At 69.9% G+C, this 13,711-nt stretch carries 9 protein-coding genes; 5 read left to right on the forward strand and 4 right to left on the reverse strand.

What is annotated here, in order from left to right; translation table 11 throughout:
- Nucleotides 1-623: 623 nt before the first annotated feature.
- The 3 genes from CRM89_RS20930 (at nt 624) to CRM89_RS20940 (ending at nt 4,392) form a co-directional block, all read left to right on the forward strand.
- Nucleotides 624-1,979 (forward strand): S1 family peptidase, encoded by a 1,356-nt coding sequence (locus tag CRM89_RS20930; protein ID WP_011211950.1) that lies wholly within the window; start codon nt 624-626, stop codon nt 1,977-1,979.
- 55 nt (nt 1,980-2,034) lie between these two features.
- Nucleotides 2,035-3,363 (forward strand): S1 family peptidase, encoded by a 1,329-nt coding sequence (locus CRM89_RS20935; protein ID WP_011211951.1) that lies wholly within the window; start codon nt 2,035-2,037, stop codon nt 3,361-3,363.
- 147 nt (nt 3,364-3,510) lie between these two features.
- Entirely contained in the window at nt 3,511-4,392 is an 882-nt protein-coding gene (locus CRM89_RS20940) for an NRDE family protein (protein WP_098085736.1), read from the forward strand.
- Between the two features lie 62 nt (nt 4,393-4,454).
- On the opposite strand, the gene CRM89_RS20945 is transcribed toward CRM89_RS20940, so the two are convergent.
- Nucleotides 4,455-5,195, reverse strand: coding sequence for a hypothetical protein (locus CRM89_RS20945; protein ID WP_324188826.1), 741 nt, complete (start codon nt 5,193-5,195; stop codon nt 4,455-4,457).
- Between the two features lie 447 nt (nt 5,196-5,642).
- Here CRM89_RS20945 and CRM89_RS20950 point away from each other — a divergent pair, with 447 nt between their 5' ends.
- Entirely contained in the window at nt 5,643-8,897 is a 3,255-nt protein-coding gene (locus tag CRM89_RS20950; protein WP_098085739.1) for a (Fe-S)-binding protein, read from the forward strand.
- Nucleotides 8,898-9,167: 270 nt separating this feature from the next.
- On the opposite strand, the gene CRM89_RS20955 is transcribed toward CRM89_RS20950, so the two are convergent.
- The 3 genes from CRM89_RS20955 to CRM89_RS20965 all read right to left on the reverse strand — a co-directional run bounded on the left by CRM89_RS20955 (nt 9,168) and on the right by CRM89_RS20965 (nt 12,217).
- Entirely contained in the window at nt 9,168-10,310 is a 1,143-nt protein-coding gene (locus CRM89_RS20955; protein WP_098085742.1) for an acyl-CoA dehydrogenase family protein, read from the reverse strand.
- Complete coding sequence (locus tag CRM89_RS20960) at nt 10,310-11,539, reverse strand: acyl-CoA dehydrogenase family protein (protein ID WP_011211956.1); 1,230 nt, start codon at nt 11,537-11,539, stop codon at nt 10,310-10,312. The genes CRM89_RS20955 and CRM89_RS20960 overlap by 1 nt, the downstream gene beginning before the upstream one ends.
- A 141-nt stretch (nt 11,540-11,680) precedes the next feature.
- A complete protein-coding gene (locus CRM89_RS20965; RefSeq protein ID WP_011211957.1) occupies nt 11,681-12,217 on the reverse strand; it encodes a YdcF family protein in 537 nt (178 codons plus the stop codon).
- A gap of 153 nt (nt 12,218-12,370) precedes the next feature.
- On the opposite strand from CRM89_RS20965, the gene CRM89_RS20970 reads away from it, so the two are divergent.
- Nucleotides 12,371-13,693, forward strand: a complete 1,323-nt coding sequence (locus CRM89_RS20970; protein ID WP_060594045.1) for a UDP-glucose/GDP-mannose dehydrogenase family protein — start codon at nt 12,371-12,373, stop codon at nt 13,691-13,693.
- Nucleotides 13,694-13,711 lie beyond the last annotated feature (18 nt).

Genomic DNA, 13,711 nt, shown 5'->3' on the forward strand with positions numbered 1-13,711 from the left:
GGCCGGACCGCAGACCGTCGCGGCGCCGCCGACCGCCGCCACCGCCGCGCCCACCCCGAGCAGACGGATCCCGATACTGATCGCCGCGGCGGCGTTGATCGGGTTGGCACTCGGCGGTGTCGGCGTCGCGCTGCTGTTCCGGGGCGAGGACTCCCCCGCCCCGCCGACCCTGCCCGACGCCAGGTCCGACACCTCGACGACCGTGGTGGCCCCGCCACCCCCACCGACCACGCAGCCGCCGGTCACCCTCGTGCCCGCCCCGGCGCCCGCACCGCCTCCGGAACCGGAACCGGAACCGGCGACACCCGAACCGACCCCGGAGCCGACCACCGCGCCGCCGGTCACCACCACCCCGGAACCGACCACCACGACCCGGAGCAAGCCGACCACGACCACCCGGCGCAACCCCTTCGTGCCGTTCGACCCCGAGGACTGGCGGCAGGACCGCTGAGACAGTTCACTGAACACCGATCGGGGTTCGTGCCTTAGAGTGTGTCGCTGACCGTTGTAGTCGCCGTCACGCCGACTCCCGGTCGAGCTGGACCACGACTGTGCGCCAACGGATTCGCCGCCGCTGGGGCACGGATTCACCTGGCACGCCCGCGTGCCGACGAAGGGACTTCATGCGCAAGTTGGTGGCGCGTCGCGCCGCGGTCAGGGCAGCTTCCCTCGGAGTCGCCGCGACCGTTCTCCTGGCCCCCTTGTCCGGCACCGCGACCGCGGACCCCGTTCCGGGGCAGCTCAGCGCCGACAGCCTGCCCGCCGAACTCGTCGAAGCCATCGCGCGGGATCTGAAGATGACCCCGACCGAGTACCTCGATCGCGCCGCCCGCGCCCAGCAGTTGCGCGACTACGCCCAGGACTTCCGCGCCGAACGGCCGGACGACTTCGCCGGGGCGTGGATGGGTGCCGACGGCAAGCCGGTCGTCGCGGTCACCTCGGCCGACGCCGCCCGGATCGCGGCCGCCGACGGCTACCAGACCCACCTGGCGCCGGTCTCGGCCGACAGCCTGGAGAGCTCGCTGACCCAGCTCGCCCACTGGATGAACTCGCTGCCGCGCGAACTGTCGCAGGCGGTCAACTCGGTGGCCATCGACTTCTTGAACAGCCAGCTGATCGTCAGCGTCGCCAACACCCCGGCCGGGCACATGCTGAACCTGCCGACCCTGATCGCCAACATCAAGGTCATCCTCTCCCCCGACAGCGGCGGCCCGGTGGAACGGCGGCCGATGGGCGGCGACACCTACATCAGCGCACCCACCAGCCTGCAGGACGAGTCGCTGCGCGGCGTCGACGTCTGCTCGTTCGGGTTCAACAGCGTCGACGCGGCGGGCAACGCGCTCAACATCAGTGCGGGCCACTGCGACCCCAACATCGACAAATCCGACGAGCGGGCCTCGGTGTACCTGCCCAACGTCCAGGACATCGCGAACAGCCCGGAGCTGGGCTCCTTCGTGCGCGCGGAGCTCGGCGGGCCGAGCGCGCTGGACTACTCGGTCATCCAGCTGAACGAGCGGGCCGTGCGCGGCGGCATGGACCGGCCGATCGTGCGCGGCGCCAACGGCACCACCCTCACCATCACCGGTGTCGCCGACCCGATCACCGGGGCGCCCGTCTGCAAGTCCGGCCAGTCCTCCACCTTCACCTGCGGCTTCGTGGTCGCCGACCGGGTGGAGACCCAGCTGTACACGGCCAACGGCGAGAGCCGGACCATCCGCGGTTTCGCCAGCTCGGCCTGCACCCTCGGCGGTGACAGCGGCGGCGCGATCGTGTCGGGCACGCTGGCGCTCGGCATCACCAGCGGCTCCAACGCCGCCGACGCCCCCAACTGCAACGAGGCCAATGTCGCGCTCGCACCCTACGGCGGCACGGCCACCCTCGGCATCCCGATCCGCGCCATCCTCGCCGATATCGACGCGACCTCGGGCGGCGGTGTCGGCAGCGGAATCCAGGTGCGCACGGGCGGGCACGCCGGCTGAATGCAGACCATCCGGTTGAGTGGGAATACCGGCCCGAACCCCATATAGTCTGGTCATGCTCCTGCCACGGATAGGTCGATCCAGACCAGCTGCGCGACAGACCCGGTTCCGCAAGTCGGTGATCGCCGCCTCGGCGGCGATTCTGCTGTTCGGCCCGACAGCGGCCGTGGCGAACGCCGAGCCCGCGCCCGCCACCGATCTGCCCGCGCAGCTGGTGGAGGCGCTGAACCGGGACCTGAAGCTCTCGCCCGAGGAATACCTGCGCCGCGCCGACCTGGCCCAGCAGGTCGCGGCCTTCGCGACCACCGCGCAGCGGCAGTACCCGCAGGTGTTCGGTGGGTCGTGGCTGGACGACGCGGGCAAGGCGATCGTCGCGCTGGCGCAGGGCCCCGGCGCCGAGGAGGCCCGTGCGGCCGCCGAATCCGCCGGGTTCGAGGTTCGCAACGTCGCCAAGAGCGAGGCGACCCTGCGCGGGGAGAAGACCGCGTTCGAGCGCTGGCTGGAGACCCAGCCCGAAGCGGTGTCGGCGCTGATCCGTGGCGTGGTGATCGACACCGTCAACAACAGCATCGCCGTGCGGGTCGACCAGCCCGGCGTGCCGATGCCCAGCTTCGTCGACCCCTCGCGGGTCATCGTGATGACGCCGCCCGCGGCGGGCGAGCCGGTGCCCCAGGCGGGCGCGATCGCCGACGAACTCGCCCGCGGCGAACTCGCGGGTGGCGACGGCTACACCTCCGTCGGTGGCGAGGGTCAGCTGCGCTGCTCCTTCGGCTTCAACGGCACCGACCGTTCCGGCGCGGTGGTGAACATCTCCGCCGGTCACTGCAACCCCGACGTCGCCTCGGCGGGCACTCCGAACGCCGCGGCCGTGCACGAGCTGCTGTCCGGCGAGCGCAACGGCGGCCGCCTCGGCGTGTTCCAGAAGTCGGTGCTCGGCTCGCAGGACTACTCGATCATCAAGATCGACGACGCGGTGACCGGCCGCTTCGCCAACAACGGCGTGCGGGTGCCCGGCGCGGCGCCGGTGCGCATCGAGGGCGTGGCCACCCCGGTGGTCGGCGCCCCGGTCTGCAAGTCCGGCTCGCGCACCGGGTTCAGCTGCGGCATCGTCAACGCCGTCGACCAGACCGTGCAGGTCGGCGAGCGGGAACTCACCCAGAGCTTCTCCGCCAACATCTGCGCGCTGCCCGGCGACAGCGGTGGCCCGATCGTGACCGGCCGGATGGCGCTGGGCATCTCCAGCGCCTCGTCGGTGGCCGACTACCCGATGTGCGCGATCCCCAACCTGATCGGCGCCCTCACCGGCAACGCGCCGCAGCTGTTCGCGCAGCCGGTCAGCGTGGTGCTCTCGGACAACCCGGGGCTGCGCATCCGCACCACCTAGGAGTCCGGCCGCCAGGAGCCCGGAAAGGCCGCCCACGTTCGCGCGGGCGGCCTTTCCGCTGTCCCGGGCCGCCCATGCACTGCCACTGGCCCCGCGGCCGGGGTGGAACCGATTCCGGGGCCGCGGGCGGTCCGGCATCCTGGGAGCATGTGTTTGGTGTTGCTCGGTTGGCGTGCCCATCCGGACTATCGGTTGATCGTGGCGGCCAACCGCGACGAGTTCTACACCCGTCCCGCCGAACCCGCCCGCTGGTGGCCGGAGGTGCCCGGCCTCCTCGCCGGGCGCGATCTGGGCGCCGAGCGCCGCGAGCCCGGCGCTCCCCCCGGCACCTGGCTCGGCCTGGCCGCGATCGGCCCGCACAGCCGCTTCGCCGCCGTCACCAATGTGCGCAACCCCGACGACCAGCGGGCCGATGCCCGCTCCCGCGGCGCGCTGCTGATGGACTTCCTGCGCGGCGCGAGCGACCGTGCGCCCGAACCCGACTTCCCCGGCCCCGCCCGCTATCTGGCCGAGGTCGCCGCCGCCCCCGACGACTACAACGGCTACAACGTGCTCGTCTCCGACCTGAGCACGCTGTGGTGGCACTCCAACCGCAGCACCCGGCCACCGCACGAGTTGACACCCGGCTTCCACGGCCTGTCCAACGGCACCTTCGTCACCTCGGCAGGCCCCGGCCCGGACGCCGAACTCGTTGCGCCGCAGCCCGTCTGGCCCAAGGTCGGCAACGGTCTCACCGAACTGCGCAAGGTGGTCGAATCCGATCCGGGCGCCGTCGACCGCTACTTCGACATCCTCGCCGACCGCACCGAGGCGCCCGACGACCTGCTGCCGCACACCGGCGTCCCGCTGTCGATGGAACGGGCGCTCTCGGCCCGTTTCATCGCCAACGACCAGCACGGCACCCGCGCGAGCACCGTCCTGCTCGTCCGCGAGGACGGCAGCTTCGACATGGTCGAGCGATCCTTCACCACCTTCGGCCGCCCACTCGGCGCGGTGTCGTTCACCAGCCGAATGGTCTTGGCCGACTGAGGAATCCCGAAACGACGAACGGCCCGCTCCGAAGAGCGGGCCGTTCGCGGGAATCCGGGCGACTACTTGGTCGCCTGCGCCTCCTTGGGCTTGTCGGCCCACTGCGTGGTGCCCTCGGGCGCCTGCAGGGTGTTGATCAGCTCGATGCCCGCGGCGACCAGGGTCGGTCCGCCGACGGCGACGGTGCCGAGAATGCCACCGACGCTCGCGCCGGTGATCAGGCCCGGCAGGCAGCCCGCCGGAATGGTCACTACGCAACCGATCACGGCGCCGATCGCGGTCCCGACGAAGCCGCCGATCGCGGTGCCGATGCCGAACTTGCTGGCGAAGTCGTTCTGCGCACGCTGGTTTTCGACGGCCGAAGCGACGGGCTTCACTGCGACCGGCTTGTCCAGGTTCAGGCCGGCGGGCTTCTCGGGAGTGATCTCGAGAACGGTGCCGTCGTTCTTCAGCTCCGGCTTCACCGGAATCTCGGTGCCGAGCACGTTGAACACGAGCGGCAGCTCGAGCACCGTGTTACCGCTGGCGTCCTTGATCTCGGCGACATCGATCGCCTCGGGCTTGGCGGCCTGGTCGGTTGCCGCGTCGACGGCCGCGCTGTCCTCTTCCTTCTCGACCAGCGAGAAGGTCCCCCCACGCAGCGTCGTGACGATCGTCTTGTCGACCAGCTTGACCGAGTAGTCGATGGGCTCGGGAGCCGCGGGCGCCGGTTCGGCGTGCACAGCGCCCGCACCCACAGTCATCGCGCCGATGACCAACGCAGCGGCAATGGCGCTTCTGCGGAGATTCAATTCAGTGTCCAATCCATCCTCGGGCTGTGTTCGCAATGGCCGTCGTCCCGCGCGAGAGCTCACTCGATCCGAAAGGTGGTCGGGCCCTTCGGATTCTCCCCGAGCAGCGTGAAGCCGGCACAGCAAACAGATCGCACGTGAGCGTAGCCGAACGCACGCGCGAATGCGATATTCCCCACGAAATCCCCGAGTAAGCCTGTCCTTACCACATGGTCCGCCAGCTCGCTGTTTTACGGTGAACAGCGTCCGAACTCGCAGCTGGAACAGCTCACAATGTGACATTCATCACAGGTCATTTCAGGGTCAAGTGCCTGCACGCGGGGTTTCGAGTCAACAACAGATCGTACGATGGACCGTACAAGTTACCGGTGGGTAACTTACCGGCGGTTACGATACGAGCCAACCGGTCGGCGCACGTCGGCCAGCTCGCTCGTGTTGCCTCTAAAGAAAGGTCGCGACATGAATGCCCTGACAGTGACGCTGGGCACGATTGGGGCGGCGCTCAGCCTCCTGTGTTGGGCGTCGTTCTTCGGCGGCGTCCGCGATATCGCCCGCACCATCATGGTGGGCCAACCGGCGCCGGACCGCTGGCGACCGATCGTCCCCCGTTTCAAGCAGATGGTCGTGGAGTTCCTCGCGCATACGCGGATGAACAAATTCCGGACCGTCGGCTGGGCCCACTGGCTGGTGATGATCGGCTTCATGGGCGGCGCGATCCTCTGGTTCGAGGCCTACGGCCAGACCTTCGATCCGGCCTTCCACTGGCCGATCATCGGCAACACGGCCGCCTACCACCTCTGGGACGAGATCCTCGGCATCGGCACCGTCGTCGGCATCCTGACGCTGATCTTCATCCGGCAGCGCAATCACCCGCGCGATCCCGAGCGCCTGTCCCGCTTCAGCGGATCGAAGTTCGGCCCGGCCTACGTCATCGAGACCATCGTGCTGCTCGAGGGTCTCGGCATGATCTTCGTCAAGGCGGGCAAGATCGCGACCTACGGTCACGCCAACGCGGCCACCGACTTCTTCACCATGCAGGTGGCCAAGCTGCTGCCCGCCAGCCCCACCCTGGTGTCGATCTTCGCCTTCATCAAGCTGATGTCCGGCATGGTGTTCCTGTACCTGGTCGGTCGCAACATCACCTGGGGTGTCGCCTGGCACCGTTTCTCGGCGTTCCCGAACATCTATTTCAAGCGGGAAGAGGACGGTGGAGTCGCGTTGGGCGCGGCGCGTCCGATGATGTCGAAGGGCAAGCCCGTCGACATGGAGACCGCCGATCCGGACACCGACACCTTCGGTGCGGGCAAGTTCGAGGACTTCACCTGGAAGGGCATTCTGGATTTCACGACCTGCACCGAGTGCGGTCGTTGCCAGTCGCAGTGCCCGGCCTGGAACACCGGTAAGCCGCTCTCGCCCAAGCTGTTGATCATGTCGCTGCGTGATCACGGCTACGCCAAGGCGCCCTATCTGCTCGCCGGTGGCCGCAAGGACATGGGTGGCGACGAGATCGGCCTGGTCGACGCCGAGGGCAATCCCGACGAGGCCAAGCTGGCCAAGATCCCCGCGTCGGCGCGGGCGGAGGCCGAGCGGCCGCTGGTCGGTGACGCCGAGGCCAACGGCATCATCGATCCCGAGGTGTTGTGGAGCTGCACCACCTGTGGTGCGTGTGTGGAGCAGTGCCCGGTCGATATCGAGCACGTCGATCACATCATCGACATGCGCCGCTACCAGGTGCTGATCGAATCGGAGTTCCCCTCCGAGCTGGCTGGTCTGTTCAAGAACCTCGAGAACAAGGGCAACCCCTGGGGCCAGAACGCCAAGGACCGGCTGAACTGGATCAACGAGGTCGACTTCGACATCCCCGTCTACGGCCGGGACGCCGATTCCTTCGACGGCTACGAGTACCTGTTCTGGGTCGGCTGCGCCGGCGCCTACGAGGACCGCGCCAAGAAGACCACCAAGGCCGTGGCCGAACTGCTGGCCACCGCCGGGGTGAAGTTCATGGTGCTCGGCCAGGAGGAGACCTGCACCGGTGACTCCGCGCGCCGGGCGGGTAACGAATTCCTGTTCCAGCAGCTGGCCCAGCAGAACATCGAACTGCTGAACACGGTGTTCGAGGGCGTCGACGACCGCAAGAAGAAGATCGTGGTCACCTGCGCGCACTGCTTCAACGCGCTCAACAACGAGTACCCGCAGGTCGGTGGCACCTACGAGGTGGTGCACCACACCCAGCTGCTCAACCGGCTGGTGCGGCAGAAGAAGCTGGTGCCGGTCGCGCCGGTGTCGCAGAACGTCACCTACCACGACCCCTGCTACCTGGGCCGGCACAACAAGGTCTACAACGCCCCGCGCGAACTGATGGCCGCCTCCGGCTCCACCCTGGTCGAGATGCCCCGCCACGGCGAGCGCTCGATGTGCTGTGGCGCCGGTGGTGCCCGCATGTGGATGGAAGAGCAGCTCGGCAAGCGGATCAACATCGACCGCGTGGACGAGGCGCTGTCGACCTCGCCGGCGAAGATCGCCACCGGCTGCCCGTTCTGCCGCGTCATGCTCAACGACGGCGTCACGGCTCGGCAGGAGAACGGCGAGGGTGAAGGCGTCGAGGTCGTCGACGTCGCTCAGCTGATGCTCGACGCCATCGAACGTGTGGAGCCGGCCAAGCTCAGCGAGAACCTGGTCGTCATCCAGGAACCCAAGACCGAGGCCGAACCCGAACCCGAGCCGGTCGCGCAGGCACCGGCCGCCGAGGCGGCGGCTCCGGCCGCGAAGGCCGCGCCGGCCGGTGGTGGCCTGGCGATGAAGGGTGGCGGCAAGGCACCCGGTGGCGGCGGTCTGGCCATGAAGGGCCCGGCCAAGGCACCCGGTGGCAAGGCGCCCGCGGCCGACGGCGAGGCCGCACCGGCCAAGGGTCTGGGCATGAAGGGCGGCGCCAAGGCGCCCGGCGGCGGTCTGGGCATGAAGGGCGGGGCGAAGGCACCCGGTGCCAAGACCTCCGAGCAGCCCGCCGAGTCGCCCGCGGAGGCGTCGACCGCGTCCGAGGCCGCGCCCGTCAAGGGCCTGGCCATGAAGGGCCCGGCCAAGGCACCGGGCGGGAAGGGTCTCGCGATGAAGGGCGCCGCCAAGGCGCCCGGCGCCAAGGCCGAATCGGCGCCCACCGCCGACACCGCCGCAGCCGAGGCGGCCGAGGCTCCGGCCGCGCCTCCGGTCAAGGGGCTCGGCATGAAGGGCGGGGCGAAAGCCCCCGGTGGCAAGGGCCTGGCGATGAAGGGCGCGGCGAAGGCGCCCGGTGCGAAGGCGTCGGCTCCGGCCGCCGAATCCGCCCCGGCCGCCGAGAGCGCTCCGGAATCGACCACGGAGGCCGCCGCTGCCGAAACGGCGTCGGCACCCGTCGAGACCAAGCCCTCCATCCCGGCCAAGGGCCTGGCGATGAAGTCCGGCTTCAAGCGCCCCGGCGCGAAGGCACCGGGCGCCAAGCCCGCCACGGCCCCGGCGGAAGCAGCTTCCGCCGAACCCGCCGAACCGGACCTGGCCGAGGAATCCGCTGCGCCGGAATCGCCGGCCGCCGACGCACCGGCCACCACGTCGGCCACGGAGTCGAACGGCAAGCCCGCCGAGTCCACCGACAACGGCGCCGACCGCCCGGCCCCGCCGACCGCCAAGCCCGGCGGCCTCGGCTTCAAGGCAGGCGCCAAGGCCCCCGGCCGCAAGAACTGACCCCAGCGGTCCACACGACGGCCCCGGATCGACCTTCCGGTCCGGGGCCGTTGCCCTTCTCTCACACCACTGTTCGGTCTCCTTCGGATGCCCCGGCATACACCGCTCGAGCAACACCCGCCCCGCCGTCCGGCGACCCTTCGGCGCGTGGTCCACGAAGTACCACAAAGGCCGCCGCCGTACCGGGGCAGCCGAGGGCAAGGCGCGTGCCGGACAGGGATGCGCCTGTAGCCCGGAACCTGGACGGTTCCGGGCTACAGGCGCGGGGTGCTACGGCCGGGTCAGGGCCGCGTATCGGGCGCGGTGGTGGTCCACGGTGCCGAATTCCCTTTCCAGCACGGTCAAGCGCTTGAAGTAGTGGCCGATGGCCAGCTCCTCGGTCATGCCCATGGCGCCGTGCAGCTGGACGGCGTTCTGGCCGATGAAACGGGCCGCGCGGCCGACGGTGACCTTGGCGGCGGCGATGGCGCGGCTGCGTTCGGCGGGGGCGGCGGACAGGGCCGCGCCCGCGAGTTGGGCCGCGGCGGCGGCCTGTTCGAGTTCCATGTACATGTCGACCATGCGGTGTTGCAGGGCCTGGAAACTGCCGATCGGGACGCCGAACTGCTGGCGCTGCTTGCTGTAGGCGACGGTGTCGGTGAACACCTTGCGCAGGCAGCCGACGGCCTCGGCGCAGATCGCGGCCACGGCGGTGTCGACGGTGGGTTCGATCGCCGCCCAGGCATCGCCCTCGGCGCCGAGCAGGGCGGCGGCGGGCACCCGGTAGCCGGTGAAGACCAGATCCGCGGCCTGGCGGTCGTCGATGGTGCGGTACGGGTGGTATTCGACACCCGCGGGCGGGTGCTGCGGATCGAACGGCACACAGAACAGCGAGATGCCGTCCCGGTCGCGGTGCTCGCCCGCGGTGCGCGCGGTGATGATCAGGTGCGTGGCCAGCGGCGCGCTGGTGACGACCACCTTCGTGCCGTCGAGCACCCAGCCGTCACCGTCGCGGCGGGCGGTGGTGCGCACATCGCAGAGGCTGTGCCCGGAGCTCGGTTCGGTGGCGGCGAAGGCGGTGCGCACCTCGCCCGCGACGATGCCGCGCAACAGATCCTCCGAACCGCCCGCCCGGTCGAGCAGGCCGGCGCCGATCACCACGGTGTCGACGAACGGTTCCACGACCAGGGCCCGGCCCAATTCCTCGGCGATGACGAGCAGTTCGGCCGCGCCGCCGCCCATGCCGTCGACCCGCTCCGGCAGGGTGGCGCCGAGAATGCCGAGTTCTTCGGCGAACCCGCGCCACACGGCGGGCTGCCAGCCCTCACCCGACTTCACCGCGGCGCGGCTCTTCTCGAGGTCGTACCGGGCGGCGAGGAAGCCGGCGACGGTGTCGCGCAGGAGCTGCTGCTCCTCGGTGAGTGTGAAGTCCATCAGAGTCCCAATGCTGCCTTGGCGAGGATGTTTCGCTGAATTTCGTTGCTGCCCGCGTAGATCGAGCCCGCGCGGTCGTTGAAGTAGCGCAGCGGCGCGACCGCCTGCCACTCCGCGCCGCTGCGGTAACCGTCGGCGGGCGGGGTGTAGTGCGCGACGGGGCCGCCCGGCGCGGTGGCGTGCGGCTGATAGACCCGCCCCTGCGGGCCCGCCGCCTCGAGCACGAGCTCGGTGAGCTGCTGGCTCAGTTCGGTGGACAGGATCTTCAGCATCGAGGACGCGGGCCCGGGGTTCTTGCCCTGCGCCATCGCCGAGATGGTCCGGTACTCGAGCACCTCGAGCACCTCGGTCCGGATGCGCACATCGGCCAGGCGGGCGGCGAAGGCGGGGTCGTCGATGAGCGCACCGCCGTCCGGACCGGGCTGGCCGGCCGCGGACTGCGCGAGTTCCTGCGCCATGACCTGCAGCATCGGTGCCGCGGCACCGCCGCGTTCGTGCACCAGCAGATATTTGGCGACGGTCCAGCCCTCGTCGATCGTGCCGAGCACATTGCTCTTGGGCACGCGCACGTTGTCGAAGAAGACCTGGTTCTGCACCTCCTCGCCGGAGGTCATCACCAGCGGGCGGATCTCGATGCCCGGGCTCGTCATGTCGATGAGCAGGAAGGTGATGCCCTCCTGCTTCTTGCCGGTGCGCGCGGTGCGCACCAGGCAGAAGATCCAGTTGGCCTCGGTGGCGTGGGTGGTCCAGATCTTGCTGCCGGTGCAGAGGAAGTCCTCGCCGTCGTCGACGGCGGCCATCGACAGCGAGGCCAGGTCCGAGCCCGCCTCCGGTTCGGAGTAGCCCTGGCAGAAGAAGATCTCGCCGGTGAGGATGCGCGGCAGGTAGTAGGCCTTCTGCTCGGGGGTGCCGTAGGCGATGATCGCGGGCGCGACCATCCTGATGCCCATCGGCGAGAGCGCCGGGGCACCGGCCAGGGTGCATTCGCGGCTGAAGATGTAGTGCTGGGTCAGGCTCCAGTCGCAGCCGCCGTACTCGACCGGCCAGTGCGGCGCGGCCCAGCCCCGCTCGTGCAGGATCCGCTGCCAGGCCATGCTGGCCTCGTGGTCGGGGTAGACGCTGGTCATCAGGCGCCCGGCCCGGCGGATCTCCGGGGTCAATTTCTCGTCGAGGAAGGCCCGCACCTCGTCCCGAAAGGCCAGGTCGGCCGCTGACCAGTTGAAATCCATCTGTCCTCCCGGCATGAGCCCTATTGGCCGACGGCCAACACGAGCCCAATCTAAGCCCCCGGCCAGCCGAAATCAAACTGATGCCACACGCCAGCAGTTAGGCGCGCACGCGCCCGCCGCCGGGGCGCACCACACGGCCGCTCAGCAGTCTTCGAAGAAGGCTTCCAGGTAGGCGGCGGATTGGTAGAGGTAGTCGTAGGCCCAGCGGGGAATCGAGAGGGCGGGGCGGGGATCGACGAAGAGGAGTTCGCCGTCCCAGCATTTGCCGATGATGTAGCGGGCACGGGAGATGTGCGGGGTGAAGGTGACGACGATGACGCGCTGCCAGCCCTCGGCGCGGGCGCGGCGCGCCAGTTCCCGGCCCTCCCCGCGGGTGGTGCGCGGGTCGGGGTCGAAGCAGATCACCTCGAAGCGGTAGCCGCCGTGACAGATGCGGTTCATCCGGGCGCTGTACTCGTACGGGTCGGAGAACAGCACGCGCGGTGCGTACCCGTCGCGGGCCAGCCGCAGGCCCAGTTCCTCGCGCCCGTCGTGGGCGCCGCCGAGCACCAGGATCGCGTCGGCGGGCGCGGGCGCGTCGGTCCGCGGCCGCACGTACACCGGCCACAGCGCCGCCACCGCGACGGCGAGCACGACCAGCACACCACCGAGCACCACGACGAAACGACGATTCCGCATCGCTGCGATGCTAAGCCGCGCCGTCCCCCGAGTATCGGCCTTCGCCGGGGCGACACCGCCCTGAACTGGTTGTTTCCGCCTGTACATCCAATGTTGCCGTGACCCTTGCCTCGCTGACGTGGCGTGTCCACCGCGGCGGCTTACCAATCGATCATGCGATGCACAGTCTTCGGAACCGGGTATCTCGGGGCGACCCACGCGGCGTGCATGGCCGAACTGGGGCACGACGTGGTCGGGGTGGACATCGATCCCGGCAAGGTCGCCAAGCTCTCCGACGGCGTGGTGCCGTTCTACGAACCGGGCCTGGAGGCGGTGCTACGCCGCAACCTGGACGCGGGCCGGCTGCGTTTCACCACCTCCTATGCCGAGGCCGCCGACCACGGGCGGGTGCATTTCCTCGGCGTCGGCACCCCGCAGAAGAAGGGCGAGTACGCCGCGGACCTGAAGTACGTGCACGCGGTGGTGGATTCGCTGGCGCCGCTGCTGAGCGAACCGTCGGTGATCATCGGCAAGTCGACCGTGCCGGTGGGCACCGCGGCCGCGCTGGGCGAACGCGCGCGGGCGCTGGCGAGTACCGAGGTGGAGGTGGCCTGGAATCCGGAATTCCTGCGCGAGGGTTTCGCGGTGCAGGACACCTTGCACCCGGACCGGTTGGTGCTCGGCGTGGACCGCGAGCGCGCCAACGCCGACTGGGTGGAGGACCTCGTGCGCGAGCTCTACGCCCAGCTGCTCGACGAGCAGGTGCCGTTCCTGTCGACCGACCTGGCGACCGCGGAGCTGGTGAAGGTCTCGGCCAACGCCTTCCTGGCCACGAAGATCTCCTTCATCAACGCGGTCTCGGAGGTGTGCGAGGCGACCGGCGCGGACGTGACGGTGCTGGCCGACGCCCTCGGCTACGACGCGCGCATCGGCCGCCGCTTCCTCAACGCCGGTCTGGGTTTCGGCGGCGGCTGCCTGCCCAAGGACATCCGCGCGTTCATGGCCAGGGCGGGGGAACTCGGCGCCGATCACGCGGTGGCGTTTCTTCGCGAGGTGGACAACATCAACATGCGCCGCCGCGCGAAGGTGGTCGACATGGCCGCCGCGGCCTGCGGCGGCTCGCTGCTCGGCGCGAACGTGGCGGTGCTCGGCGCGGCCTTCAAGCCGGAATCCGACGACGTGCGCGACTCCCCGGCGTTGAACGTGGCGGGCATGATCCAGCTGCACGGCGCCGTGGTCACGGTGTACGACCCGAAGGCGCTGGAGAACTCGCGCCGGGTGTTCCCCACGCTCAACTACGCGACTTCGGTGGCCGAGGCCTGCGACCGCGCCGACGTGGTGCTGGTTCTCACCGAATGGGACGAATTCACCGCCCTGGTTCCCGGCGACCTGGACGGAATCGTGCGCGCGCGCTCGATCATCGACGGTCGCAACTGCCTCGACCGCGACCGGTGGCGGGCGGCGGGATGGGTGTACGCCGGACTCGGCACCCCGTAGAGTTGCCTGGCGAGGTGT

This window comes from Nocardia sp. FDAARGOS_372 (assembly GCF_002554515.1).
In the GTDB taxonomy this organism is placed as follows: Bacteria; Actinomycetota; Actinomycetes; order Mycobacteriales; family Mycobacteriaceae; genus Nocardia; species Nocardia farcinica.

Coding starts and splice junctions, on each gene's coding strand:
- CRM89_RS20930 (WP_011211950.1), top strand. CDS start 624: ATGCGCAAGTTGGTGGCGCGTCGCGCCGCGGTCAGGGCAGCTTCCCTC.
- CRM89_RS20950 (WP_098085739.1), top strand. CDS start 5,643: ATGAATGCCCTGACAGTGACGCTGGGCACGATTGGGGCGGCGCTCAGC.
- CRM89_RS20965 (WP_011211957.1), bottom strand. CDS start 12,217: ATGCGGAATCGTCGTTTCGTCGTGGTGCTCGGTGGTGTGCTGGTCGTG.
- CRM89_RS20955 (WP_098085742.1), bottom strand. CDS start 10,310: ATGGACTTCACACTCACCGAGGAGCAGCAGCTCCTGCGCGACACCGTC.
- CRM89_RS20935 (WP_011211951.1), top strand. CDS start 2,035: ATGCTCCTGCCACGGATAGGTCGATCCAGACCAGCTGCGCGACAGACC.
- CRM89_RS20970 (WP_060594045.1), top strand. CDS start 12,371: ATGCGATGCACAGTCTTCGGAACCGGGTATCTCGGGGCGACCCACGCG.
- CRM89_RS20940 (WP_098085736.1), top strand. CDS start 3,511: ATGTGTTTGGTGTTGCTCGGTTGGCGTGCCCATCCGGACTATCGGTTG.
- CRM89_RS20960 (WP_011211956.1), bottom strand. CDS start 11,539: ATGGATTTCAACTGGTCAGCGGCCGACCTGGCCTTTCGGGACGAGGTG.